The organism is Deinococcus sedimenti (assembly GCF_014648135.1).
In the GTDB taxonomy this organism is placed as follows: Bacteria; Deinococcota; Deinococci; order Deinococcales; family Deinococcaceae; genus Deinococcus; species Deinococcus sedimenti.
Genome location: NZ_BMQN01000011.1, coordinates 46,829 through 72,166, shown reverse-complemented (window position 1 = coordinate 72,166; position 25,338 = coordinate 46,829). Strand labels below are relative to the sequence as shown.

At 66.0% G+C, this 25,338-nt stretch carries 24 protein-coding genes and 1 pseudogene; 4 read left to right on the top strand and 21 right to left on the bottom strand.

From position 1 onward, the window contains the following. Window positions 1-43 precede the first annotated feature (43 nt). The 5 genes from IEY69_RS16290 to IEY69_RS16270 form a co-directional block, all read right to left on the bottom strand. Window positions 44-187 (bottom strand): hypothetical protein, encoded by a 144-nt coding sequence (locus IEY69_RS16290; RefSeq protein WP_189074202.1) that lies wholly within the window; start codon window positions 185-187, stop codon window positions 44-46. Next, complete coding sequence (locus IEY69_RS16285) at window positions 174-785, bottom strand: hypothetical protein (RefSeq protein WP_189074201.1); 612 nt, start codon at window positions 783-785, stop codon at window positions 174-176. Before IEY69_RS16285 ends, IEY69_RS16290 begins: the two co-directional genes overlap by 14 nt. Before the next feature lie 77 nt (window positions 786-862). Then, window positions 863-1,057 carry a hypothetical protein gene (locus IEY69_RS16280; RefSeq protein ID WP_189074200.1) on the bottom strand — a complete coding sequence of 65 codons (195 nt, stop codon included), beginning with the start codon at window positions 1,055-1,057 and terminating at the stop codon, window positions 863-865. Beyond that, entirely contained in the window at window positions 1,054-1,191 is a 138-nt protein-coding gene (locus IEY69_RS16275; protein ID WP_189074199.1) for a hypothetical protein, read from the bottom strand. Before IEY69_RS16275 ends, IEY69_RS16280 begins: the two co-directional genes overlap by 4 nt. Window positions 1,192-1,228: 37 nt before the next feature. Further along, window positions 1,229-1,519, bottom strand: coding sequence for a hypothetical protein (locus IEY69_RS16270; protein WP_189074198.1), 291 nt, complete (start codon window positions 1,517-1,519; stop codon window positions 1,229-1,231). Window positions 1,520-2,685: 1,166 nt separating this feature from the next. On the opposite strand from IEY69_RS16270, the gene IEY69_RS16265 reads away from it, so the two are divergent. Together IEY69_RS16265 and IEY69_RS16260 are read left to right on the top strand one after the other, a co-directional pair. After that, on the top strand, window positions 2,686-3,186 hold the full coding sequence (locus IEY69_RS16265; RefSeq protein ID WP_189074197.1) for a hypothetical protein: 501 nt from the start codon (window positions 2,686-2,688) through the stop codon (window positions 3,184-3,186). Window positions 3,187-3,353: 167 nt separating this feature from the next. Further along, the gene (locus IEY69_RS16260) at window positions 3,354-3,785 is read left to right on the top strand and encodes a hypothetical protein (RefSeq protein WP_189074196.1); all 432 of its coding nucleotides are present in this window, start codon (window positions 3,354-3,356) and stop codon (window positions 3,783-3,785) included. Between the two features lie 60 nt (window positions 3,786-3,845). Here the strand turns inward: IEY69_RS16260 and IEY69_RS16255 are convergent, their stop codons facing one another. From IEY69_RS16255 to IEY69_RS16215, 9 genes are all read right to left on the bottom strand, one after another. Beyond that, window positions 3,846-4,868 (bottom strand): AAA ATPase domain-containing protein, encoded by a 1,023-nt coding sequence (locus IEY69_RS16255; RefSeq protein ID WP_229784040.1) that lies wholly within the window; start codon window positions 4,866-4,868, stop codon window positions 3,846-3,848. Between the two features lie 2 nt (window positions 4,869-4,870). After that, entirely contained in the window at window positions 4,871-5,266 is a 396-nt protein-coding gene (locus tag IEY69_RS16250; protein ID WP_189074195.1) for a hypothetical protein, read from the bottom strand. Window positions 5,267-5,271: 5 nt separating this feature from the next. Beyond that, on the bottom strand, window positions 5,272-5,778 hold the full coding sequence (locus IEY69_RS16245; protein WP_189074194.1) for a hypothetical protein: 507 nt from the start codon (window positions 5,776-5,778) through the stop codon (window positions 5,272-5,274). 39 nt (window positions 5,779-5,817) lie between these two features. Beyond that, window positions 5,818-8,505, bottom strand: coding sequence for a type IV secretory system conjugative DNA transfer family protein (locus IEY69_RS16240; protein ID WP_189074193.1), 2,688 nt, complete (start codon window positions 8,503-8,505; stop codon window positions 5,818-5,820). A 163-nt stretch (window positions 8,506-8,668) separates the two neighbouring features. Next, complete coding sequence (locus tag IEY69_RS21995) at window positions 8,669-11,167, bottom strand: hypothetical protein (protein ID WP_189074242.1); 2,499 nt, start codon at window positions 11,165-11,167, stop codon at window positions 8,669-8,671. A 185-nt stretch (window positions 11,168-11,352) separates the two neighbouring features. Continuing rightward, window positions 11,353-12,429: a hypothetical protein gene (locus IEY69_RS16230; protein WP_189074192.1), complete on the bottom strand. Its 1,077-nt coding sequence runs from the start codon at window positions 12,427-12,429 to the stop codon at window positions 11,353-11,355. Continuing rightward, the gene (locus tag IEY69_RS16225) at window positions 12,419-15,007 is read right to left on the bottom strand and encodes a VirB4 family type IV secretion system protein (protein ID WP_189074191.1); all 2,589 of its coding nucleotides are present in this window, start codon (window positions 15,005-15,007) and stop codon (window positions 12,419-12,421) included. Before IEY69_RS16225 ends, IEY69_RS16230 begins: the two co-directional genes overlap by 11 nt. Further along, window positions 15,008-15,295, bottom strand: coding sequence for a hypothetical protein (locus IEY69_RS16220; RefSeq protein WP_229784039.1), 288 nt, complete (start codon window positions 15,293-15,295; stop codon window positions 15,008-15,010). A 46-nt stretch (window positions 15,296-15,341) separates the two neighbouring features. Beyond that, the gene (locus IEY69_RS16215) at window positions 15,342-15,698 is read right to left on the bottom strand and encodes a hypothetical protein (RefSeq protein ID WP_189074189.1); all 357 of its coding nucleotides are present in this window, start codon (window positions 15,696-15,698) and stop codon (window positions 15,342-15,344) included. A gap of 142 nt (window positions 15,699-15,840) precedes the next feature. On the opposite strand from IEY69_RS16215, the gene IEY69_RS16210 reads away from it, so the two are divergent. Both IEY69_RS16210 and IEY69_RS16205 read left to right on the top strand, forming a co-directional pair. Further along, window positions 15,841-17,598 carry a hypothetical protein gene (locus IEY69_RS16210; protein WP_189074188.1) on the top strand — a complete coding sequence of 586 codons (1,758 nt, stop codon included), beginning with the start codon at window positions 15,841-15,843 and terminating at the stop codon, window positions 17,596-17,598. Continuing rightward, complete coding sequence (locus tag IEY69_RS16205) at window positions 17,595-18,203, top strand: hypothetical protein (RefSeq protein ID WP_189074187.1); 609 nt, start codon at window positions 17,595-17,597, stop codon at window positions 18,201-18,203. Before IEY69_RS16210 ends, IEY69_RS16205 begins: the two co-directional genes overlap by 4 nt. Before the next feature lie 424 nt (window positions 18,204-18,627). On the opposite strand, the gene IEY69_RS16200 is transcribed toward IEY69_RS16205, so the two are convergent. From IEY69_RS16200 to IEY69_RS16170, 7 genes and pseudogenes are all read right to left on the bottom strand, one after another. After that, window positions 18,628-18,975, bottom strand: a complete 348-nt coding sequence (locus IEY69_RS16200) for an Imm51 family immunity protein (RefSeq protein WP_189074186.1) — start codon at window positions 18,973-18,975, stop codon at window positions 18,628-18,630. A 159-nt stretch (window positions 18,976-19,134) separates the two neighbouring features. Continuing rightward, window positions 19,135-19,304, bottom strand: a pseudogene (locus tag IEY69_RS16195) (transposase); the annotation flags it as partial. A gap of 104 nt (window positions 19,305-19,408) precedes the next feature. Next, window positions 19,409-19,942 (bottom strand): hypothetical protein, encoded by a 534-nt coding sequence (locus IEY69_RS16190; RefSeq protein ID WP_189074185.1) that lies wholly within the window; start codon window positions 19,940-19,942, stop codon window positions 19,409-19,411. Window positions 19,943-19,950: 8 nt separating this feature from the next. Further along, a complete protein-coding gene (locus tag IEY69_RS16185) occupies window positions 19,951-20,910 on the bottom strand; it encodes a hypothetical protein (protein ID WP_189074184.1) in 960 nt (319 codons plus the stop codon). After that, window positions 20,907-21,563 carry a putative Ig domain-containing protein gene (locus IEY69_RS16180; protein WP_189074183.1) on the bottom strand — a complete coding sequence of 219 codons (657 nt, stop codon included), beginning with the start codon at window positions 21,561-21,563 and terminating at the stop codon, window positions 20,907-20,909. Before IEY69_RS16180 ends, IEY69_RS16185 begins: the two co-directional genes overlap by 4 nt. A 159-nt stretch (window positions 21,564-21,722) precedes the next feature. Beyond that, window positions 21,723-23,174 (bottom strand): GreA/GreB family elongation factor, encoded by a 1,452-nt coding sequence (locus IEY69_RS21795; RefSeq protein WP_229784038.1) that lies wholly within the window; start codon window positions 23,172-23,174, stop codon window positions 21,723-21,725. A gap of 55 nt (window positions 23,175-23,229) precedes the next feature. Next, window positions 23,230-25,239: a hypothetical protein gene (locus IEY69_RS16170; RefSeq protein WP_189074182.1), complete on the bottom strand. Its 2,010-nt coding sequence runs from the start codon at window positions 25,237-25,239 to the stop codon at window positions 23,230-23,232. Window positions 25,240-25,338 lie beyond the last annotated feature (99 nt).

Genomic DNA, 25,338 nt, shown 5'->3' with positions numbered 1-25,338 from the left:
AGCAGGAATGAAGGGAGGGAGGCGCGTGGCCTCCCCCCACCGGTCAGGTCCGGCGTAATTGATTCAGGCGCGTATTCGCGTGTTGCTCGTCCATCCACGTGGCGCGTCGGCCGTCCGGGTGGCGGCCGGTCGTCATGAGGCGTAGGAGGGCCTGGATCTCCTGTTCGCGGGCGTCAATCTGCGGCATTGGCGACCCCCTGGGCGGTCAGGGCGATGACTTCCATCACGTCGAACGCACGCGCGCCGGCCGTCGTGTCCACGCGGTCGCGGCGGAGGATGCAGGTGAGGGTGAGTTCCGCCGCGGCGCGTCGGGCGCCCAGGGTGGGGGCGAGGGCGCGCCACGCTTCGCAGTTGAAGTAGTGCGTGTGCCCCTTCCGGTCGCGCACGCCCACGCGCGCTTCAGTGACGCCGACGGGTTTACGGACGGGGTCGCGGGTGAGGAACGCGGCGAAGCGGAACTCGTTCACGGCCTGCAGGAGGAAGGGGGTGGACCCCTTGCGCGTGATCGGTCCAGCGTGGGGGGTGAGGGTCACGCCAAGCAGCGTCACGGCACTGGCCTTCTGCCCATCACGGCCCTGGAAGACCTGTTGGGTGGCCATGCAGGTGACGCGCACGACGCTCCCCTCAGCGGGCAGGGTGGCCAGCCTGCGGGGGCCGGTGAAGGTCACCGTGTGAATCCAGGTGACGCCCCGGTGCCCGTTGTCGGTGATCCCGGCGAGCTTCACGGTGGTCTGCGTGTCGGTGGTCGTGGCGTTCAGGATCACGCCGGTCAGGGTGCCTTGCATGACGGCCGCGTGGCCCGCGGTGCGCGGGCCAGGACTGGACGGCAGGCGGTCCGGGCAGGGTGAATGCCGGGCCCCGTTCAGGTGTGGATGATCACGCCCACCGGAGTCACCCGGAGCTCGGCGAGCTGGGCGTGATGCAGAGCGTCCTGGGCCAGGGTGCGAGCGGCGAGGCCCGCCCGGTAGTCGTCCGGGCAGGCGAGCGCCGTGCGCTGATGATCCAGGGCCGCCTGCAGGAGCGACCGGGCGAGTCGCTCATGCTCGCGGGGACTCATGGGGTACCGGACCATGCGGGGGAGCTGGCGTGAAGGGTCGCCTGCGTGGTGAACGACAGGAACGCGAACAGGCTGATCCAGCTGGCGGCGATGAGGGTCAGGGTGACAGCGCGGAGGTTGAAGCGTCGGTTCATGCACGCCGCGTGGCCCGCGATGCGCGGGCCAGGACTGTCAGAGGCGGCCGAGGTTGCGCACCGCGTTCGGCACCGGACCGAGCGCGATGATGGCCGTCGTCAACTCCGGCAGGGGGCGACCGGCGAGACGCGTCACATCCGCCGTGAGGTCCGCGATGGAGTACGAGAAGCGGCCGCCCGGGTGATGAAACAGCGACTCGAACACCGGGTCCTCCTGCCCTTCCCGGTACACGTCCAGGAAGTGGATGTTGAGGGGCGGATCGAAGCCCGCGTCGAACGAGAGGGTGGTGCCGTCAGGCAGTTGAGTGCTGGCGAGGACTTTCGACATGCGCTCGGCCGGGCCCGCGTGAGCGGGCCACCGCTGTGCTCCGGCCCCGTTCGAGCGTCGTCGGGTGGGCCTGGTCGGCATGATCAGAAAGGCGCTGGGGCATGAGCCGGTGGCGCGAAAAGGCAGGGACTCACGGAATGCTCAGAAACATCGGGTGCGATGGTGTAAAAAATAAATCACAATACAAAACTAATCACATTAAAATCCCCAATTTGAAACCAAGCCGATGTAACGGTTTCACCCCCACCACCAGGAAAAAAACGGCACTTCGACCGGGGGGTCCGGAATATCCCAGATGGGACGCTTATGTAAAGCCGTTTTTCGACCAAACGAAACCCACATCACACATGAAGACGCCTCATCAAACATGTGAAAAACACCTCAGAAAGAGGCGATGCATTAGTACATTCAGGCGCTTCACCTCTCTCAACTCGTTCACCTCATGTCTGTTGGTACCAGATCTGCCTACTCCAATCACGTCCGGGCGGACAACGGGTACGCACATTTCCAGGTGATTCATGCGGCAATGTCCAAGTGGTACCAACTCTTCCACCTTTCGACAGGGGTCTGTCATTTGCTCTGCTCGTATGGCTTTACAGATTGCTGGTACCACTTGTGCGAAGTGGCAGAAGGGTTCATCCAGTCACTTGGAACCAGTTCTGCCAACTCCAAAACTGCCAAATTGATTGTGCGTACCAGCTGTACCAGATGAAATTACTGCTCTCTACTGCCCTGCAAATGCCCAGATGACTCGACCCCTGAGCCTGAGTTCGTCGACCCCACACCCACTCGATATGGCTGCATGACTTCCTGAAGGCTATGGATGACTTGGCGTGCAACGACCTTGCTCCCAGAATGCAGGGGACTGAAGAAGCCTCCTCGGATTCTCTACTGGGGAACACGAAGACCGATGACAGCCCAGCATTGACAGCACAGGATAGGAGGCACAGCTCAGTTGCAGACAAACGGGAGCACAGACAGCCGTGAACTACTACCTGTCAACTGATCGCCACGAGGATCGTGTTTCATAGCCCCGAGGAACGATGCCCCTGTAAGGCGCGGCACCTGATTCCCACACCTCTCTGTCACCTCATCGACACGCCGCACTTTGAGCCCTCGGCCTCCCTGTACAACTTCGTCACCCCCAGTGCATCTACGGTGCGGTCATGAATACACCTCACCGGTCCGTTCAGTCCGATTACGCCACCGTTGCCGAACTGGCTCAGCGCCTCCATCTCAGCCGCCGGGGAGCACTCAATCTCCTGAACAGTTGCGCGACTCAATTGCGCATCCCTATCCATGTCGCGGGCCGCAACCAGTTGCAGATCAGTCGTGCAGATTTTGAGCGAGTGGTCGAACTCGCGAACGCGCTGCGAAGTGCTGGGCTCAACATTCGACAGGTGCAGACGCTTCGGCAATCCACCAGTCCGCTCCTCTGGGCACTCCTCGGCCGCTCTGAAGAGACCAGTTCATCGGATCCGTCGAACATCAAGGAGGAGGCCGTCTCCCGCATCGAGGCCAGCCTGACGGATTTCCTTCAGAAGCAGGAGACCGTGATGAAACAGCAGCTTGACCTCCTCCATCATGTCGTCAGTCTGCTGCCAGCGGCTCCAACACCGACACCTACTCCCGTGCCCGCTCCTGCCCGCCGTGAGCCGCGCGAGTGACCAGACAGGCCGGTCCTCGCCACCGCTGGACACGCCCGACCCTGGTGCTGATCTTCGTCACGTTCCCGCTCTGGAGTGCTTCGTTCTGGCGGACAACCACTCGCGCCATGGACGCCCGGAACGAACGTGAGGCGTGCCTCGCTTTCATTCACGCCCGCCCTGGATGGGTGACCGCCACTGACCTCGACCGACGCCTCGACGAGCTGCAACTCACCGCCGACCTGGAATTCAGCGAGGACCTCCAGGTCGCTCAGGCACAGCTCGCGGCGCATGCTGCACCAGCTGGGCACGTGCGCCTGTACGGCCTGCCGGTTCATGCGACGCGGCACTGGTGGTTCGGTCGGGCGCAGCTGCCCGGCCGGGCCTTCACGCTGCGGGCGCCAGACTTCCAGCGCGTGCCGGGCCTGAGTGTTCTCGTGCTGGACCTGCCGTGGAAGGGTGGTGCGTTCCTGCCGGTGGAACTGATGACACCCTGCGGGACGTACCACCAGACCGTCACGTTGCTCCTCCGGACAGATGATGTGGGCAGTGTGCGGATCAGGACGCAGGAGGGCCGCGTGCAGGTCAGCGAACAAGTGATTCCCGTCACCCGTCCGTGATGGGCCCCACACAAGAGAAGGGGGGAAGCCAGTGCTTCCCCCCTCTTCCTGTCCTTCCTGTCACCCAGTCAAGGCCTGTTCGCGGTGCCCCCAGCGACTGCCCTGCGCCACGCTCACCTGCACGCCGGGCGGCAACCGGTCGTGGGCAACCTCGTGGAAGCAGGCCTCGAGGTCCTCGAAGATGACGTACTCCCCACGGCCGCGCACGAGGATGCCGAGAGACGCGACAGGTGGTCCTGTGATGCCCTCCTCATTCCGTTGAATGAGCGGCCAGAGGGTCCGCTCGTCCTTCTCCTGGTACGCACTCCGGAGGCTGCCGGCGTGCCAGGTCATGACCGCTCGCGCCCCGCGAGACCGGGCGTATGCAATCGCACGGGCATCCCCTGGGCTGCTGACCTCGTCCACCACCATCCACCGCGGCTGGAAGTTCTTCACCGTCTGATTGAGCTTCTCGAACTGCAGGGACGGGTCGCCGATCGGCACGCGGCTCACCCAATCTGTGATCGGGTGAGGCTGAAACCCGTCCCCCAGAATCTCGTTCGAGGAGTCGTTCACGAACAGTCGCCCGGCCAGCCGCTCGCTCAGAATGCGGATGCCGTCCCGCAGCAGCGCCGTCTTCCCACTGCCCGGCAGGCCCATGATCACCAGGCCGTCCTGCGCGGCGGACAGCCACTCCCGGAGCGGTTCAGCCAGGCCGACGAAGGCCTTCGCCACGCGGACGGTGACGAGGCTCGTGTGCCCCATCGTGTCCAGTCGACCGAAGCGGTGCAGCGTGCCTTCCAGGCCGAGACGGCCGTCCGCACGCCACTGCCCCACGGAGTCCAGGATCTTCATGTCCTCCAGGGTCAGTTCAATCGGGTAGATGACATGCGCGTGCTGGTACAGGACTTCGACCGGGCCGTACGCCTGCATGCGGATCTCCTCGACCTCCCGGATGCGGGACTCGACGAGTACCTGCACCCGGCCGGGCAACATGCGCAGCAGCTGCTCGAACTCACTGGCGGTACTGACATCGAAGACCGGTTGTGGGGGCAGCGTGACCCGCCGCGTCACGCGGGCGATGCCTGGGATGTCGGCGTGCACGGTCAGGCCTCGCCGATCGTGACGGTGCCCCGCTTGAGTTGCGAGCTGGACCGAGCCGTGAGGGCCAGGGCCACGATGCCGAGGCCGAGCATGCAGCCGGTCATGCCGGCGGCGAACCACCACACCGCCCAGAGCACGGTGGCGATCAGGAGGAGGAGTTCATAGCGGAAGGGGAGTGCGCTGAGTAATCGGTCCATGATGGTGTCGTCCTCTGTGCCCCGTTTGTACTGACTGAGATTGCGGGCATGCAGGAGCACGAGCATGACCGAGAAAGCGCCGACGAATCCTGGCAAGCCAGCGAACATGGGCCAGAACAGCAGGCCAATGACCGTGACCCCGATGAGGAGTTCATAGCGGTACGTGATCCGTTGGAGCAGACGGTCGATGGTGGGTTCCATACCCCTCACCGTGCAGGACGTGGGGGTGACGACCGTGTCGGCTGGTCGTACCGGAGCTTCAGCAGGTCCACTCGCGGGGTGGGACCAGCCGCGGTCACCTGCGTGGCCCAGAGGTTCAACCGGGTGAGCGTGGGGGCGTCCCTGCTGATCGTGACCGGCGCCGTGAGGTCGGCGTCCAGGGCGGTCCCTGAGGCGAGCCACGCCCCGTCCACGAGGATCCAGGGTGTCGTGATCGCACCCGGGTAGAGGTACGTGTTGATGGAGCTGGGTCCGTGCGAGACGTTCAGAAGGTACCCGCCGCGCTTCACGGTGGCCCGCTCAGTGATGAGGAACACGCGGGTACCTCGGGCGGCTGCCACCTTGAGTGCAGCTGCGACGGCCTCATTCATGACGCGGGGGAGAACGGCGATCACCTCCCGGCGGGCACCCTGAATGGACTTCGCGACGTCGGCAGCGCTCTGCGCGTCCACGGAGGACGCGCAGAGCATCAAGAAACAGAGAATTCGGCGCATGTCGCGAGCGTGACATGCGCCGGGGTGACGACGTGACCGTCAGGGCGCGTCAGGTGATGAACCCACGACGCTGTTCACCAGGTCCGTCTTCGATTGACGTTTCCGGTCCTTCCGGGACAGCTTGCCCTCCCCAGTCGGTTCGGCTTCCGCGGCCCGTGCCTGGCGGACGGCGGCCGCCGTCGCAGCGAGTGACTGCACAGGAATCTGGTTGTGATCCCGACTGCCGATCCGCTTCTGCGGGAACCGGAGAACGCCCTCACCTCTGAAGATCTCCCGGGTGCGGGTCATGGTGCAGAGCAGGGTCCCGTCGATCACCTGAGCGGCAGGTTCGGTCGGCGTGGTGGGGGGGTCGGTGCTCGCGCACTGGGCTTCGTACGCTGCACGTTCGGGCGTGCCGCTGATGCTCAGGGCGTTGTCCCGCAGCCACCGGTAGACCGCGTAGGCGTCCGGATAGTCCGCCAGATCAGCGTGCAGGTCGGCCGGAAGTGCGGCGTGGGCCTTCTTCGTCAGGCGGGCGTGGGAAGCCGTCCGGGTCCGCTCCAGCAGTCCACCGATCACCAGGCGCGTCACGGCAGTCGTGCCGTTGACGGTGTCCGCCTCCGCATCGACCCGCACCGTGATCACCCGCTCCGGCAGCTGCCACTCGATCTCGATGAGTTCAGTCATGCACGCCCGGAGCCACTGCACCACTTCAGTGACCGACAGGTTGGCGGCACTCCCCGTCGCGCCTGGCGCCGATTCCTGGGCGGGGACGGGTTGTGGTGCCACCGATGCGGGCACGGGGTGTGACGGCGCATTCTGGGTGCCCCGCTGGGACGATGCACTGGTGGCCCCTGCGAGTGAGCCCTCCTGAATGATTCGGGCCGTGTACGCCACCAGGCCGCCCGGGCACCGCGCGATGGTCTCCCGGTAGAACGCGTGCAGCAGGTTGGGTTTCGACCCTGGCGTGATGCCACTTCCCTCCACGGTCGCCATGGTCATGGGCGCGAGCTGCGTCCTGATCGGCTGGTGACCGTTCACGCGGACCACCGCTTCGCCCAGCGTGAATTGAGAGAACTCCTCGTAGGAGAGCAGGTCTCGCTCGACGAGCTTGGCGGACACGGCATTGCTGCCCTCGTGCTCCAGCACGCGGATGGAGCGGCTACCCGTCACCCCGACTTCCGTGGCGGTCGTCTTGCCGATCAGGTCCCGGATCTTCTTCGCGTCATCCCCGTTGATGCCACGCGGGAACACGATCACGCGGGCCACCACGTTCGTCGTGATGGCCTTCCAGTATGCCTCCCCGTACACCAGTTGGCCCTGCGCGTCGTTCTGAATCCCGAGGTGGTGGGAGATGTTGTACGAGCGCAGCGTTCCCAGGGACCGCATCATGTAGTTGATCTTCCCGATGCTGGGCAGCTCGTCCATCATGTACGCCAGGTGCACTCTGAGGCGGCCGCCCTGCTCCGCCGCTACACGCATGGCTGCTGCATCCAGCAGGCGTTTGTAGAGTCGGAAGAGCACCTCGCCCGAGCCGTCCATCATGTTCTTCTGGTTGATGCCGACCATCACCAGGGACGGCTGGCGGAAGCATTCCTCCAGTTGAGTGGTCTCGGTCGGGAGGCCGCTCGTGGCTCGGACGACGTCCTGATTGAAGAACACTTTGAGGGCACTGATGATGCCGTTCTTGGTCTCGGCGAAGTTGCTCTCGCCCGCGTCCCGGTACCCGGTGAGGATCGCTTTCGCCTGCTCGTCCCTGGCCGTCTCGACCCATTCCATGAGGCGGTCGTCGGGCAGCATGGCGTGTTCCAGGACGTGACCCATGTGGGCCTGGTCACCCATCTCCGTGCGGAGGAGCCACATCAACGCGGCGATCATGAAGCGCTTCTTGTCGTTGTAGTGCTTCCCACGCTCCTCCATGAACTCCGGGGGTGGGAACACGGCGTCCGCCACCTCCAGCGCGTCCGAAAAGGAGAAGACGCCCGCGATCAGGTTGACGCGCGCCCCGTACGGCTCGTACGGCGCGAGCAGCACCGTGCGCCGCTTCCGCGCGTGCCAGTACCCGATCGTCTCGTAGAACCCGCTGTCCTTCTGCGGCCACTTCACATCGAAGACCACGCACGTGATGCCCAGGTGCGCGCCCAGGAAGATGTTCGGCTGGAAGAACGACGTCGTCTTGCCACTCCGGATGCCGCCCCACACCAGGGTGTTCTGACACCAGTCCTCCAGCGGGATGTACATCGGGGGAAGGTCCTTGGAGTCGAACGTGCCGCCCACCTCGCCGCTCTTGAGGTACCCGAGGAAGCCGATAAACGGGTCGTTCGTGGAGTCGCTGCCGTACATGTACCGCTTCAGGGCCGCCTTGTTTTCCCAGCGGGCAAGACCGGGGTCCTTCTGCGGCACGGCCTTGCGGCTGGGGAAGAACTTCATCGTGAGGGGAATGGCGATGACGGGCAGCAGGAGGGCCAGCCAGTACCCGGCCATGCCCGCGGAGAACTGCGCGCTCAGCCAGGGCCCGCACTTCTCATCCGTGCCACAGGAGATCAGCAGGGCGGCCATGGCGTCTTCCTTCAACTGCCGGGCCTGCGCGAGTCCGGTGTGTTTGTAGATCAGGGGAGCCGACCGCTGGCCGACGTCCAGGGCTTGCATCAGGAGGATGGATGCGCTGAGCATGGTGCTGCTCAGGGCGGCAATGGCGACGGGGCTTGGCGGATTGGCCTGCGGCCGTTCAGGTTGTGAGGGCGTCACGGGGCGCTCCGGAGACGCCGCCAGATGGCTGGTGCTGCCACGCTGACGGGAGGGGTGAGGTGGGTGATGCGGGGCGGTGGGGGGGCTGTGGGGGTGAAGATGGGGGAGACGCGAACGGCGCCTCCCCGGACTCTCCACGCCGTTTCACGGGCGTGCGTCATGGTCATTCCTCTTTCTGATCTGACGTCGAGGGCGGATTCGTCTGTCCGGCGCTGGCGGGCGTGGCCTTGGGTGCCGGGGTGGGGGTGGCCGCGGGTGCTGGTGGCGTGGGGGTGCTTGCCGGGGTCACTGCAGCGGACTGCGGTGCAGGTGCACGTGCAGGCGTCGGCGCTGGTGCAGGGACAGGAGTTGGACGAGGTGCAGGGGTCGGCGTCGGGGTCACCGGAGCAGTCGGGGCCGATGGTGCTGGGGCAGGTGATGCGGTCGGCGCTGGTGCCGGGGCACTGGCCGCTGCAGATTCACGATGGGCCAGCCGGGCCTGGGAGATCTCATTCCGGGACGGCGCACGTGCGGGCGTGGGCGTAGGGGCCGGTGCGGGCGCAGGGGCAGGACTTGGGCCCAGTGGACTCACATCCACGCCCGGAATTGCACGCCCGCCACTGGACGCCGCGGACATGGCCCGTCTCGGCACGCCCCCCAGGACCACTGCGGGTCTCGGACCCTGCTCCGCCCGCTGCCGGTTCCGTTCCGCTTCCACATCCAGCGGATTCGGAGCGGGTGGGGGCGCCTGGTTCGGCGTTCCGGAGTACGCCGGTAGGTTCGTTCCTTCTCCCCGAAGTGATTGGCCGTCTTGCGTTGCCTGCCGTGGGGTCACGATGGCGGGTCCCGGGCGGGCAGAGCCTTCACTGCCGCCCTGGGCCCGCATGGCACTGATGGCCCGGCCGCTCGGGGGGCGAACGTCGTCCGCGTATGCGGTCGCGCCCCGGATGGCTGCCGCCCGGTCTGCCGTCGCGGTCGCTTCGGCCTCGGCAGCGGTCACCCGGGGGTGCAGTTCTGCCGCGTCCGCGTCGCGCGGCCCGAACTGATTGGTACTGTCCGGCCCGCGCCTCGCCTGAACGTCCTCGCGAATGGCCTGAAGGTCACTCCGCACGGCCCGCGCAGGTCCAGCGACACCGGCCTCCCAGGCCTGGCCAGCCTTCTGCGCGTTGGCCGTTCCACCCCAGGCGGACGCGGCAACCTGCGCCCGAGCAGCCTGGAGGCCCTGACCAGCGGACGCGCGAACAGCCTGGGCGCCCGTGCTCAGGGATTCGTGAGCCTGTGCACCCACAGCCGTGCCGACACCGCGCGCGCCCGCAACCGCAGCGCCCGCGCGTCCCTGACCACTCTCGCGGGCACTCCGGAAGGCCGCGTACCCCGCGCCAATCGGCGTGCTCGTGCTGGGTGCCGTGACCGTTTCGGGCGGGACATTGGGATGGGTGGCGGCCGCGCCCTGAGCGCCTTCCGTGACGCTCTCCGGGGGGACACTTCCGGATGCATGGACCGTCCCACTGGACGCACCCGTTGCGGGACTCTCCCCACCGGAGGAGGCGCCACCTCGTCCTTTCCCGAGCATGCCGCCCACGGCTTTGGCCTGCACGGCTTTCATGAGCATTTCAGCGCCCATCATCTTCGCGGCGCCGCCCACCACCTTCCCGATGGCACTGGTTTCCACCCCGGAGGATTCACCACCGCCGGAGATTCCAACCAGGCCGGCAATGCTACTCGGCAATCTGCGAAGCGCGGACGCCGCAATCGAGAGGCCGACGATCAATGCGGCCACCATCAGGATCATCTGACCGAAGAGCTCTTTGAGGCTGCTCAGGTCGGACTGAATCGGGAGCATGACCTGTTCGTTGAGCTGGCACCCGATCTCCGTGAAGCTACACCCCTGATCAATGCTCCGTTGATACCGCTGGAGGTTGGCGGCGACTTCGCTGTTCATCTTGGTCACCGTTGGCGTCAGGCGAGCCGCGGGGATGCTCAGGCCCACCGTGGTGACGCTGGCCACACCGATGGGCATAAGCACGGCCGTCAACATGGCCGCGAGGTACGAGGCACCGACGTAACCGGCGGGCTGGAAGCGACCCAGCACCAGGAACGCAATGGCGATGGGTAAGAGCAGCAGGGACAGCTGCAGGCCGAACCCTACAGCGAAAATGATCCCGGCAAAAATGGCGAACAATCCATACAGCAGCAGGAAGCCAATGTTGAACACCCAGCCGTTCCCGGAGAAGGCCTGGTTGATGCCGGACTGATCCTTCTCCAGCTGCTGCGCGTACAGGCTGTTCACGAGGTTGGGGTCCTTCAGGTCGCCCGAAATCTCTCCAGCCTTGATCGCGTCCAACTGCTTGCGGATCTCCGCTGCTTGAGAGCCACGCGCGACGAGCAGGGCGACGTTCTTCCCTAACGTTCGCGTTTGCTCCTGCACGCTCGTCGGGCCTTCCGTCATGGCACGGGTTCCTACAGCTGCCGAGATGCTGTACAGGCTGACGAAGCCTTCCATGGCGCTCGCCTGAATGTCAGGCAGGAGGCCCTTGCCCTCCCGGGCGGGGGACACGAGCAAGAAAATGACAGCGGCGATCAGGAAGGGGGTCAGGGCCTTCTCCGGGGCCCCGCCGAGCACCGCAGCGAAGAGCTTCCAGAAGAAGAACGCGGCCGCCAGGGTCAGGCCGACGGTCGCCATGCCAGTCCAGAGGCCCCACCGCGCCCAGAGGTCAATGTTCTGAGCGAACAGGCAGGGCGCGTTGGGCAGGAAGGCACTGAGGGTCACGTCGGACGTTGACGCGACGGCTGCGGTCGGGCACTCGACGGGGGTGCCTGCGGCGTGCGCCACCCCGGCGAGCAGGACCAGCAGGGGCAGCGCACGATTCACTTGCTGCCGCCCATCAGGCTGCGGATGTCACTGCGCCGCTCATCACTTGGGCGGAGCGTCTGCCCGATGCTGTCCGCGAGCAGGTCCGTGCGTTTGATCATGGACTTGTACTCTTCCTCCTGACGGCGCGTGGTCTCCTCGATGAGCTGCCGGTTGCGGGCGGTCCGCTCCCGCTCCTGCTGCTGGAAGTGGCTGAGCAGCTGGTCGTTCTGCTCATTGGTGATGGTCTGGTTCTGACTGATCGTGGCGAGCTGTTGACTGAGGGCATCGAAGCCGCCCGCGTTGACGTTCAGTTGCTCGATGGCCATGGTGCCCAGGATCTTCAGGGCGCCCTCGGCACTCAGGGTCGCCTGGAGCTGGGCGGCCTGCGCCGGCGCACGGCGCGCGGCGTCCGCGGCCACCTGACTGGTGCGAGTCACGAGCTTCATTGAATCCCGCTGACTGGCCGCCATTTCGCCCGCCTGCCGGATCCGAGTCCGGAGGCCCTTCAGTTCCTCCTCCCGCTGCACGAGGGCGCGGTACCTCGGCATGTCCCGCTGGGACTGCGCCTGGTTGATCTGCGAACGAACGTCCGCGATCTGCCGGTCCGCGGACGACAGGATGCGCGCGACGCTGCCCCGGGGGTCATTCGGGTCAATGGTTCGGGCGCCGCCGGTCAGTGAACTCAGGCCGCCGAACTGGCCGACCAGGCTGTTGATGCTGTTCACGCGGTCGGAGAAGTTGCTGTTGCTGAACATCTGCCGAACGGTGTTCCGGGCGTCGTTGATCTGCTTGACGTACGCCATGCCGCGGTTCCCGGCCTCAATGATGGGCATGATGGTCGTCTTGATGTCCATGTAGGTGTTGATGATGGGTTTGAGCATCTGCGCGAACGGGCCGATGGCCGGCACCATCGAGAGCAGATCGATGGCCCGGGACAGCATGGCGATGGTGGAGTCGACGGTCATGATGACGTTGTTGGCGCCGTTCAGTGCTCCATTGATGGGTTCGAACGGGTCGTCCTGCGCGAGCGCGGCGCTGGACATGAAGGCCGTGAGCACCAGGGTTCGGGTCGCTGCGGATCTATGCGGCATGCTGCTCCTCCTGCGCGATGTGTATGGCAGCCCGGGCTTCATCCCCGGCGTAGAGTTCCGTCGCCACGTGGGCGCGGTAGTCGGCTTCCTCCTTGACGCTGGTGCTCATCCAGTACGCCTCGCGGGACAGCCACAACTGGCCGACGTCGCCGTCCAGCTGACCGTTCCCGCCGTTCTGGAGGATCAGGACCTCGCGGAACCGGTTCGCTTCGCCGCCCAGAGAGGCGTGCAGGCCACGCATGGAGGCATTCAGGTCGAAGATGTCGGCAATCTGCGCGCGCTCGGACGGTTTGCTTTCGAGCAGGATGCGGGTGTTGGCGTTGTTGATCACGCCCTTGTAGGCCAGGGCGTCCTCAATTTCCTGCATGGCGAGGATGGGAATGACGCCCAGGGAACGGCCGGTCTTGTACAGGCGGTTGGTCAGTTCGACGAGGCCAGGCAGGTTTTTCGCCACGCCGGCCTCTTCCATCACGATGACTTTGCGGCCCTCCATGGTCATGCTCCGGTTCCACACGAGTTCGTTGGTGAGGAGTGTGCCAATCGCCAGCAGCTGGGGGTGATCGATCATGCCGCTGATGTCGAGGTACAGGTACCTGGAGTGAACGTTCACCGTGGTCGGGCCGTCCAGCAGGGTGCCGATCGGGGTTTCAGCGGTGTACGCCCGCAGTTCATTGGCGACGTCGCTGACCTCGCGGCGGAGTTCAGGGTCAGCCAGGACGGGTTTGTCGCCCACGATGTTCAGGCGGGAAATGATATCGGCGAAGTCCGTGAGGGTGCCCTCGCCCGTGTACCGGTCCACGACCTCACCGCCCCGGTCTACGGGCCGGGAGAACCGCCGGTAGAACACCTGGATGGCCTCATGCAGGATGCTCACGCGCCGGCCGCTCAGGTCATTGATGCGCAGGGCGCGCATCAACTCCAGGATGGAGGAGATTTTCGTGGCGGTGACGGTATCGTCCGCTTGAGGCAGGTCGAACGGGTTGATCCGGACCCGTTCCCCGGAGGGGAGCCGGGCGTTCGGCCGGATGCTCACGATGGCGTCCGCCGCGCCCAGTGCCGTGAAGAGCGCCAGGTAGTCGCGCTTGGGATCCACGACCGTGAGGGACGCCTGATGCCGGTGGACGAGTCCAGCGGCGAGCATGCTGATGAAGACGCTTTTCCCCCCCCCGGCGCTGCCTGCCACGACCACGCCCGCGTTGCGGATGCCCGGCGCGACCGGCGAGATCGAGAAGACGTTTCCCCGTCGCCCGCGGAGTGGCAGGACGCCCTCGGGCGTCCCTGCCCAGGGGCCAGCCTGAGGCATGCAGTCGACTGCGTTGCGGTAGTAGGCCGCGACCTGATACGCGCTGCGTTTCCCGCTGAAGGGCGCGTTCTGCAGGTACAGGTGAATGGCGTCGGCATGGGACGCGACGCGGGGCATGCTGCCCCCGACCGAACTGAAGGCCGCGAGCGTTCGTTCGCGACGGTCGTCCAGTTCTTCCTGGGAGCGGGCGAAGATGATGGCGTGCATGCTCATTTCCGTGAGGACCTGCCCCATCTCCAGGGCCTGCACCAGGGCCGTCCCTTCTGCGATGCGTGTGTAGACTTCACGCCCGGCTTTCATGGACGGATCACTGGCGGCGGTTTCCTGCTTATCCAGGGACTCGTTGATCTGCGCGCGGATTTTCGGGGCGTCCACGACGAGGTACTCCACCATGAAGGTGGAGTGCGTCCCCCCGAGGGCCTGGATGATCTCCTCGGTGGCGCCGACGTGCGTGCCCCGGCTCGGCTTGAGGAACGACACGATGCCCACCCGGGTGTGGCCCACGGTGAAGCAGGCGTCGTGGTCCAGATCGATGCCACTGCACGCGACCTGAGCGCGCATGGTCGCCACGTATGGGCGCGTTGCCTTGGGTGCGTTTTTCAGTTTCTGGCCGACGCGGTAGGCGGCCAGATCACCGGCGTCGAGGTCTCGTTGATAGGCTGGCTTTTCCGCGCTCGCCATGTCGGGGTTGAAGTAATCGAGGATGCGCGCCCAGACCTCGTCATTGGTCATGGGGCTCGTGCGCATACCGCTGAGGGTGAGCTGCCGCGCGAGGCGACTCTGGAGCGTGGCGGCTTTGGAGACCAGGGCTTGTAGGTTGACGTTCTTGTACGGCGTTTTCTTCGGGCGTCCCGGTACGGTGAGGGTCACCGTGAAGTACGCGGAGCTGTCGCTCACCCAGTGGCTCCGCCGCATGCGTTCGAGGACCGCGTGATTTGCCTGGAGCATTCGCTCGACGGCGCTGCCATCCCGTTCGATGGGCGCGAGTTGTGCGAGGGCCGTCCGGGTGGCCGGGCGGTTGTCCAGGTAGAAGCGCACCACAGCGCCGGCGGGCAGCGCCCCTTGAATCGCGGCCATGATCCGGTCGCGGTTGGACACCCGGATGTCCGGCGTGGCCCGGGCCGCGGACACGAGATCGACGTTCAGCCCGAACGTCATCTGGTTGTCGAGCGTGAAGACCGTGCCGTTTTCAAGGCCGTGGTACGTCAATTGCTGGGTGAGGTTGCTTTGATTCTCCGCCACTTTGAGGGCGTTGCCGACGTCGTGGTAGGGCATTCAGTCCACCTTGAAGGGAATGGGTTCCGGGTCCGGACGGGTGGCGAGGCCGCCCCGGAAGAAGACGGTGGCGACGTAGTGCTCGAGGAACATGGGGGGCAGTTGCTGGAAGACGTACCGGACGATCGGCACCGCCATGAACCGGAAGGACGCCCACGCGACGGCGCCCGAGACGACTGGGGCAAACCCCCAGTCCCCCAGGGCGAGCTGCATGAAGAAGTAGGGGAAGACGGCCAGGACGACGGCGAGCATAAAATGCGCCACCTCGTCCAGGCCAGCTTTCGGCACCCCCTTTCGGTACTGTGGGAACGGCATGTCGTCCATGGGTAATCCGTCAGCAGACGATGCCGAACGAGGAGCCCAGCGAGATCAGGGCGGGGATGATCACGACAGCGCCGATGCCGCGCATCAGGTAGACGTTGCCGCCGCGTCCGCCGAAGATCATCAGGACGGCGCCGATGATGAAGAACACAAGCGCGCCCAGCGTGACCCACTTGCTCTGGGGGAGGATGTTCACGTACTTGCAGAACACCCCGGCTTTGGCGTCCATGTTCTTCTGGAAGGCTTCGGGGGTCGCCTGTGCGAAGCTGCTGGACGAGAAGGCCAGCGTGAGCAGGACCACGAGGCGCAGGTACAGGGCGTTCACGGCGTGCAGGGCGGAAACGGGGCGGACAGGGTTCTGAGTGTTCATGGGTGGACCTCCATCCCGCACCGTGAGGGACGTAGGGGTGACCGCCCGCGCGAGGGAAGCACCCCCCCGTCGGGTGTATTCCGGATGCGCGTGCAGACTTCAGGGCGCGTGTCGTCACCCCGAGGACAGGCACGCTAACGGCATGCCATACCACGCTGATCAGCGCGCTGAGATCGAACGTCAACTCCATGCTCTGGATCCCGACCTGACGTTGGTCGAGCCAGAGAGCCCCGACTTCTCAACCTTCCTCGGGCAGGTGTCCGCCCAGGACGCCACGCTCGCCCGGCGGATCAATGAGGCCGTGATCGACGAGCAGGCTGAGGAAGCCCGTGAACTGTTCGGGAAGGCGAGTCAGAAGGGCAACGCCATGACCGTCCTGACCACTCAATTCCAGCGGGCTCAGGGGAAAAGTGCGCGCGGGAAGGGGCGGGTGCGTCCGGCCACGTTCGCGGTGGGCGCCGGGGGACTGCTGCTGGCGGCCGTGCTGATCACGGCCGTCATGCCGGAGAAAAAGTCCGCAGCACCCAAGAGCGAGGAAGCCGTGTCGGAGGCCGTCACCCCTACGGTCGCGGCCGCGCCGACCAGTAGCCTGCCGCAGAGCACCCAGGACACCCCCACACCTGTTGAGCCGATCACGCCGAGCAGCACACCTGTGGCTGCACCGGAACCCATCTCGCCCACACCCGTCACCCCTACGCCTGCTGCTCCAGCGCCAGTCGAGCCGGTCACGCCCGTGCAGAGTGCGTACCCGGACGTGACGCCCATGCCGGTCACCTCGGCGCCCGTCACCCCTACGCCGGTGCCCGTCACGTCGACGCGCCTCCCTGATCCGTACGGGGGCTCAGTTGTGACCCCACAGCCGATCACGGCGGCACCCGTGCCCGTGACGGCCAAGGCCACGCCAGTGACGGTCACCCCTACGCCGGCCTTCACCGGTACGACCCCTGCTGCGGCTGCGGCACCCGCCGAACGACAGGCCCTGATCTCGCAGCAACCTGCAGGAGCAGCCAGCCAGCCGGAGACTCGTCCCGCGGTCGTGGCGACGACGCCTGCGCCAGCGGCGCCGCGTGCGGCCTTGACCTCCACGACGCCTGCGGCATCGGCTGCACCCCAGGCGACCGGACTGGTGTCTCGCGCGGCTACGGAGCGGCCATCTGCCAGCTCGACGGGCGGTCTCGTTTCCAGTGCTGCTGCTACGCCCGCGCAGTCTGGTGCCCTGGTCAGCGCCAGCACGGCTGCTTCACAGACCGCCACCACAGGCGGCTTCGTGTCCACGAGCTCGGCGCGCACCGCGCAGGCCGAAGCACCCACCCCGGCAACCCCTGCGTCTTCACCCGCCCCTACGCCTTCCGCAGCACCTCAGGCGTCTGGCGACGCCCGCAGTGTGGCGCTGCCGGGGAGCGTGGTGCAGGCGACCTTGACGACGCCGGTCGCTGTGTATCCCGGCGTCACACATCCCGTCTGGGCGCGTTCGAATGACGGGGCCATGTGGCGTGGCACGGCCACACTCGACGAGCGCGGGCGGATTCTCCTCAGCTTTACTACGGTACTCACGCAGACCGGCACGCAGGTCCCCGTCACGGCTTACGCGGAGTCGTCAGACGGACCTGGCATTGGCGGCCGCGCCCGGACGGCATCGCCGAACGCGGCCAGGACCGCGCTGAACGGAATTCTGACCGCCGTTCAGAGCTTCGTGCAGTCGCAGGCAGCCAAAACGACCACGTACTCCTCCTCTGGTCTGGTGACGACACAGGAGCGCCCGCAGAACTTCTGGCTCGCGCTGGGAGGCAACCTGGCCCAGGCGTTCGTCGTGCCGGATACCAAAGCGCAGGTTGTGTCTGTGGGGCAGCTGGCAGCCGGAGAACCGCTGGCCATCCGCATCGACGTGAGTGCGCAGTGATCCAAGCGCCGCCCCGTTCTCGCCCGACGCCCCTGGACCGCCTGGCTCAGGCCAACCGGGAGCGTCAGGCGATTGCGGATCTCCTCGCGGTTGACGACGTGCTGACCGACGCGATGCTGTCCAGGGTGGGGCTGGACGGCACGCGTTTCCCCGGGCTGACCCTGTCCGTGCAGCCCATGCGGAAGAGTTCCTGGACGGTGGACGTGACGTTTCGCGCGGCCTCGGACTCCAGGCTGCGGGACGCGCCGATCAGCTCCCTGTCCCACGCGGCAGGCACGGCGGCCATGCGGTGGCAGTTGGCCGCGAGTGCCGAGCAGTGGAAGATTGACCGTGGTGGCCGTTTTCACCGACCGGACGCCGTCATGAAGGACGGGGAAGAGCTAATCGCCATGGAGTACGACGCGGGATACGACCGCCGCACGATCCGCCGCAAGGTGCGTCAGTTTGAACCGTACAGCAGACTGGTCTGGGCGACCCCCAGCGCGATCCGATCCGCCCGGATGAAGGCGGATTACCCCCACGTGGACGTCATCACAGTCGATTATTGGACGGACCAATCGGGCCTGAATCCTCAGAACGGTGACGCTCCCCTGCTTGAGGGGTGATCCGCAGGTGCGTGAACGCCAACCGCGCGGTACCGAACGTACGCTCTTGCCTTGCTGACGGTGCTGTTGATGGCGTGTGCCCCCACGACATCGTCAACCTGGCGGGTGGACGGAAACGGGTGCCCGATTCCACCTGACCCGACTGTATCCTGCGGCTTACCCCCACCACCTCCCCGATAAAGTGCGTCTGAAAAACGTGTTGGCGCAGGTGTTCCCAGAGCGATCATGCGTGCGCGGTTCTGAGGCTGCACCGGCAGCCGGGGAGGGTCGGCGCCTCAAAGTGCTGCTGCTCCCTGATTTCTCGAGTCACAGCCCTGGACCGTGAGTTCTCGTGGACTCCCGGCAGCTCAGTGACGTCAGAGGCGGGCGGCTTCGTGTCAGCTACGGGTGGCGTCGGCACAGGGCCCACCGCCTCTGTCAGCTCTTAATCCATTTGTTCCGGCGTCACCTGGCTCAGCGCGTTCTCGAGCACAGCTCGTGTGGTCATCGCTTCCCGCATCAGGTGCGCCAGTTCCACCAAGGCAGCAGGAGCAGCGCCGTAAGCGGTAAACATGCTGGATTCAGAATCAAACTTCACCTGAGAGGCCAAGTGGGGCGCCCGTAACTGAATCAGTGTTTGAGCCACCCCCTGCCATGCATAGCCGCCTGCGTCATACCCATAGGCTTCGAACACGTCGGCCCCCTGATCGAAGGTGGTCAGGATCAGGCTGGTGGAGTTGGCATGCTCGACCATGCGGAATGGGAGCAGATCGTTGGAGGCAGTGGGCGACATACCTGACGGTAGTCCGTGCGGATGAGGGTGGACGCTGAAGCCTCTCGTTGACCTCGCGCGACGGGTCTGCTTCTGCTTGTGCGGCCACCGTCAGGAGCGCCAGCTGAACCTGCTCAGCCGCCTTGGACGGTGCCGCAACCGCTCGAGACTGTGCAGGAGCGGCATTACTCGCCAAGCAATTCCTCCGCGCAGGACGTAAAAGATCCCGTCTAGGATCTCTCGCAGCAACCGCTTCCGTGGAGGGCCAACAGAGGACTCTGGAGGAAGAAGAGGAAAAGCACGTGCCACTCAGCGTCGGTCAGATCATTTGGGTACGCAGCTCTTGTCATGAGTGCCCCACCTCCGACCTCCACCGTGCACGCATGATCGCTCTGGGGACACCTGTGCCAGCACGTTTTTCAGACGCTCTTTCGTCGCCTCGGCACAGGTGCGATCACTGGAGGGCCCAGACCTGAAGGTGACGCTGGTACTGGACTTGCCGGTCGTAGTTCTCCGGTCGCGTGACGACCAGAATGAGCGTGCTGGAGTGCAGACGGAGTGTACTGCGGTGCCGCCGGATGAGGGTTTTCACCCAAGCCGTACTCGGGGGGCCGCTCGACACGCGGATGTAGAGCACATGCTCTCGCCCAGCCTGATCGTTCAGGCGGAGTGACCGCGACCCAACGAGCGCGACGGTATACCCCCGCGCAACGGCCATGAGGGTCGCTTCACGCAGCGCCACTTCATCCGTGGCCGTGCTGGCGGAAATGGGCCTCGGGTTGGAGAGCTGACACGCTGCCCGGCCCGCAGTACCCAGAGTGACCACTGGACCGAGGACGCCATGCACGATTCGGATGAGGTCCTGCCGCACCAGGGTCCCCACGTCCACGCGACCTTCGAGTTCCGCGAGTCTGCGGCTTCCGATAGCCAGATCGTGCAGGAGAGAGGACACGTCCGCCAGACCCTCGGCGGACGTGTCCTGATTCATGGGTTCACTCAACTGGCACCCAGGCGCTCGACCGTGACCGTCCGCATGACCTCGGCGGCCGCCTGCCCGTCCATGCTGCTGCCCTGCCACTGGGCGTTGATGCTGGTGGGGGCCGTGGTCAGGTCGACCTGCCCGTACTTCGTTTCGCCTGGGTTGACGCGAATCGTTGCGTCAGTCGAGCCCAGCCCTTGAACGCCGTTCAGGGTGAGGCGCCGTTCGTCGAACGTGACGGGGACGCTCCCCGAGTTGGTGATCCGGTAGTAGACCCTGGTCTGCTGCCCGTTGGTCAGGGCGCGAAACTCGACGTCCGCCCGTGCCGGCAGGGGCACAGGCACAGGAGGGGCGGAGGGTTGTGGGGTGACCTGCGACGTGACCGCCCTGGTCGGCGTGGAGGTGGACACGCTGGTCCGAGCCGGGGATACGGGTGCGGCCGCTGCAGGGGGACTTGCGGGTGCCCGCGTGGTGGTCAGCGATGCAGGGACGGCCACCGGCACGCTGGTCTGAGGCAGCGGAGTGGTGGGGGCGGCCTGGGTGGGGAAGCCGGGGATCTGCTGCTCAGGTTCCGGCGCCTGGTCAGCGCGAACGACGATGTTCCGCACGCCACCACCGCGCGACGGCGAGAGGCGCGCCTGGAAGAAGTACACGCTGTCGGCGGTCATCACGAGGATGGGGTACGAGCCGGTGCTGGCCGTCGCCCCGATCACCACCCGCTGACCGCGCTGGGAGAACTGCAGGACACCCTCGCGGGACGTGATGACGTCGACCACGTCGTCAGGGAGATTGAGCACCCAGATTTCGCCCATGGCGATATCGAGGATGCCGTACGCCTGCTTCAGATCACTGGCGCGGTACTCGCGGGTGATGCTGCCGCCCATGTACGTGTTCTGGGGGGCTTCCACGGGAGCTGCGGAGGCGAAACCGAAGGCCAGTGACGCTCCCAGGATGACCATTTTCAGACGCGTTTTCATTTGTTCTCCTCGACGTTCACGGTGAGTGGCGTGTTCAGGGTTTGGGTTCCGTCCGTGGTGGTGATCTGCATGACGTACGTGCCGACGGTCTGAGTAGCGGCCGCGCTGATCGTGAAGCCGAGCGGGTCGGTGTCCCGCGTAACGTTCAGTGCGCCCGTGATGCCCGTGATGCGCACGTCGGTCGCGAGTTCCCCAGCGCGGTCCGGTGTGATGGAGACCCGGCGCTGCTGGCCGGGTTGCACTGTCAGGGACGTGATGGGGGTGATGGTGTACGGCGTACGGGTCGTGGGGGTGACCGTCACGGCCAGGACAGCCGTGCCGCTCCCGCCGGTGGCGGTGATGGCGAGCGGCACGCTGTAGGTCCCCGGCGCTGATCCCGGCTTCACCGTGACGGTCAGGGCGCCCGTGCTGGGGGTGACGGACAACTCGGCCGGGACTTCGCGGGCCGTGATGTTCAGGCCGGTGACGGCGTCGGCCGTACCACTGACCTTGCCGGTCACCTGCACGCGGGTGGAGCTGCCCGGTGCGAGGGCCACCGCACTGGGATTCAGGGTGACCTCGATGGGCTGAATGAACGGATTGCTGAAGGCCCCAGTGCCGCACGAAGACAGCAGGAGGGCGGCGGGCAACAGCACGGTGCTGAGTCGTCGCATGCCCCGAGTGTGTGTGACGTAGGGGTGACGAAACAGGAAACCCCCGAGACACAAGGTCAATCGGGGGCATCTTCTGCGGGTGAGCGCAGGTCGCGTGCAGGCCTGGGACGCAAGGTCAACCAGTCGGGCAGTCGAAGTCAACGGGGTGATGCTGAGGGTTCAGGTGATGCTGAGGATGTGGATCACGTTCACAACCTGGACGGGTTGTTCCCGCTTGTAGGTGACGAGTGTGGACGCGTACTGGGTGTGCACGTCGTTGATGGCTGGTGCGGTCACGCCGTCTGGGACGTGGCGCTTGCGCGTGATGGCTCCGGCGGTCATGATCTGACGGCTGGTGGTGGGCACGAGGCGGTGGTGCGTGGAGGTGACGGTGACCGTCTGTCCAGCGGTGGCGTGGAGCAGAGCCTGACCGAGAGGGGCAGCTGTGCTGACCTCGCCAATCTGGGGGTGTCCGTCGGTGAGGCGGACGGTTTTCGGCACACCGGCGATGGTGATCTCGAAGGTCCGGCCGATGGTACTGTCCACGTCGCCCGGTTCCACGTCGAGCAGGTCGCGTTCGAGTTGACTGATCGCGGCGTCTGTTTCGAACATGCGGGTGCGGGCTTCATCGTAGGCGGCACTTTCACGCAGGTCTCCGTCTTCGATCGCGCTGCCCATCAGTTCGGAGATGGCGTCCCGTTCCTGTCGGAGGGCGCTCAGGCGGGTGAGCATGTCGGCGTGTGCAGCGGCGGAGACCACACGTTTCTTCGCGGTGGTGGTCCGGCTGGGGCGCCGTTTCTGGGGGGTGGGTTCCGGGACGGTCCGCTGAGGAGTGGTGGGCGTGTACGGCTTCCACTTCTCGGCAGGCGCAGTCTTCCGGACGCGGAAGGCGGGTTGCCCTTCGCTGTGGAGGTAGACGCGGTGGGTGTCATCCACGCCGTCCATCTGATCGAGCGCGGCCAGCACGCGGGCGCGCAGGTACGTGTCATTGATGGTTTCGGCGAGGACCCGGGCGTCACGAGGTGAGGCGTCCCAGGGGATGAGCAGGCCTTCGACGTCGAGCACCTCAGTCAGGAGGCTCTCGCTGAGGACCTGGTACTCACTGTGCGCGAATTGCGTGGCTTCCAGCGCGCCCGCTTCGCCTCTGGAGAGGACGGTTTCCGCGTTGAACACGCGGTCCACTTCCATCCATGAGCGGGAGAGACGAACCAGGGCGCTTTCGGCGCGTAGGTCGATGTCCACGCCCTCGCGGGTGTGCACGGTCAAGGGGTCAATGAAGTCGCGTTCCGTCACGGCCACGCGGTCGCCGGACTTCACGCCAGCGAACGGCATGCCTTCGGTGATCGCGGTGCGTTGGTGGCGCGCCATGACCCCAGCCTTCACAAGGGCGAAGAACGCGTCGTATAGGGCGGGGTACTGCTGTTTGGTGCCTATCAGGACGCCGGCCAGGGGCGCCGTGATCGTCACGTCATCGCCGCGTTTGCGGGCAGCGGCACGCTGGGCGGCCACACTGGCTTGCTTGTCCACGCAGCGTTCGAGGAAGTCAGGGTCGATGGTCCGGCGAAGGAAATCGGCGACGTTCCGCTTGGGGGCGTGGGGGGCGAGCTGGGCCAGATCAAGTCGGTCATTCATGGGTGCTCCAGGGGAGCGGTGGGGGATCTCTCCCCACCGCAATGGGGAAAGAACGTTAGAAGGGAACCACAACCACATCCCGGTCCATCTCGGTGGGGCAAGCCCACCAGGCGTCAGCCCACCACGCGAGTGGGTTCTGCAGGGCCAGGTGATCGTCGAGGATGTTGTCCTGATCGACCAGGGCGAGGAGTGCGCGGCCCAGGTTCAGGTCGGTGCCGCTCTGTTCGAGCGCTTCGGCGCAGTTCGTGAGCGTTTCGCTGACGCGATGCGCCGCCAGGTACCGGGTCCGGATGTCCTTGGCGTGATCCAGGGCGGCGATCCATTCCGCTTCTGGGGCGACGTCCGCAGCAGCTTCAGCAGCAGCGAGTTCGCCTTCCAGGCGGAGGAGGGTCAGTCGCGCGTCACGGGCCCGCGCGTCGGCGCTCTGAGCACAGGCTTCGAGCGCGAGTTGCATGGGCCGGACGTAGCGGGTCCCACCCTGAACCCGGACGCGCTGGGCGCGGCGGGTCGTGATGGGCACGTGGGCGAGCTGATCAAGTGCGTCTTCCGCATGTTTGATGCGCACACCGGCTTTCACGCAGGCGGCCACGAAGGTCCGGTCGGCCTTACCCTGACGATCCAGCTTCCGGCCATAGAGCACGGCGGCCGCCAGGTTGAACCGGAAGAGGAGGGTGGGGTTGGCCCGGTGCAGGGCACCGGCGACGGCTTCGTCGTCCTTGGACGCACGCTGGAGGGGGGTACCGATCAGTGCGGTCAGGAGGGCGGAGCCCAGCTGGGACGGACGGGAGACGGCGGTCCTGCCGCGAAGGGCAGCCTGCACCCCACGCAGCGCTTCACGGACATCATCCATGGGCGCATCCAAGGGGGTGCCGGTCAGGGTGAGCGCGAGGCGTGCCGCCGCGATGGCGTCATGTCCCTGGCCGGTGATCCCGGCCTGCTCGCAGAACTGAACGAACCGGTCCCGCACCTGACGTTCCTGCTGCCGCTTCCGGTGCACGGGAAGGAGTTCCCGGACCGGCAGGCGGGTGAGGACTGCACCGTGGATGGGGCCGAACCGCTGGTAGGCGCGCAGGGCGCGGACCTGGTCCAGCTGGTGAAGTGGGGCTTCATAGCGCTGGGGCGCCACGGGTTCAGCGGTGAGGATGTCCGCGAGGCGCTGGTCGCCGTCTTCGCCGGTGACAGCGTCGAGGCGGTGCGCTTTGGCGTTCCGGTTCACCCAGAATTCCGTGACGGTGGCCAGGGCGCGGGCCTGCCGCATCGTCGACTCGCTCAGTTTCGGGCGGGCCAGGATGGCGCGGGCATTCGCTCGCACAGCGCGGGCGATCCACGCGGGAGTCAGGGGCAGCACGCTGGTGCGGGCTTCCGGGAGGGTTGTCGTGGGGGTGGTCTTCCCGTTGACACCGGCGGCCAGGAAGGCTGCGGTGACGCGGCGCAGACCGCCTTTTTTCACGATGAGGTTCTTACGCCCTTTCGGGAGGTGACTCGCTGGGCGGGGTGTCTTGGCCAGGCGGACCCACTCGTCGAAGAGGGCGCCGTCGTTGCCGACCGTGGCGAGGAGCCTGGAACGCCCGGAGGCGATCGCAGCGGGTGCGCCACTGGCGCGTTTCTCGTCGACCAGACGTTCGGCCGCCATGGGCATCTCTGCGGGCAGTTTGTACTGCACCCAGGCCAGCCAGCGGAATCCGTTCTGATGGGGATTCCAACCGGTTCGGCGGGTTTTCCCGTCGGCGGTTTCCGTCACCCTGGGCAGCAACTTGTTCAGCTGGTGCAGGGCGCCATCGTACGCTTCGAGCAGGCCGCCAAAGCGGGTGCTGTACTCGTACGCGACTTCCAGGATCAGGGGACCGGCGTTGCGCGCGAGCTGGTCGCGGGCAAAGAGTTGCTGGTCGGCGGTTCCTGAGGTCGCCATGTCGGCGAGGTGTAAGGTCTCGACGTCCGTGAGTCGGACGTAATCGTGTTTCACCTGGCGCAGCACTTCGAGGAACACGTCCTCGCCTTGCACGTTCGGGACGGCCTGCACGGTGACGTGACGCTTCTGGCTCCAGATTTCACGTTTCATGGTCATGGGAGACTCCTGGTGGAGGTCCGGACCGAAGCTGCAGCGCCGTGACCCGTAGGGTCCCCCGGCACGCAGTTCGTGCCGGGAAGGATCGGGTGGACGGGA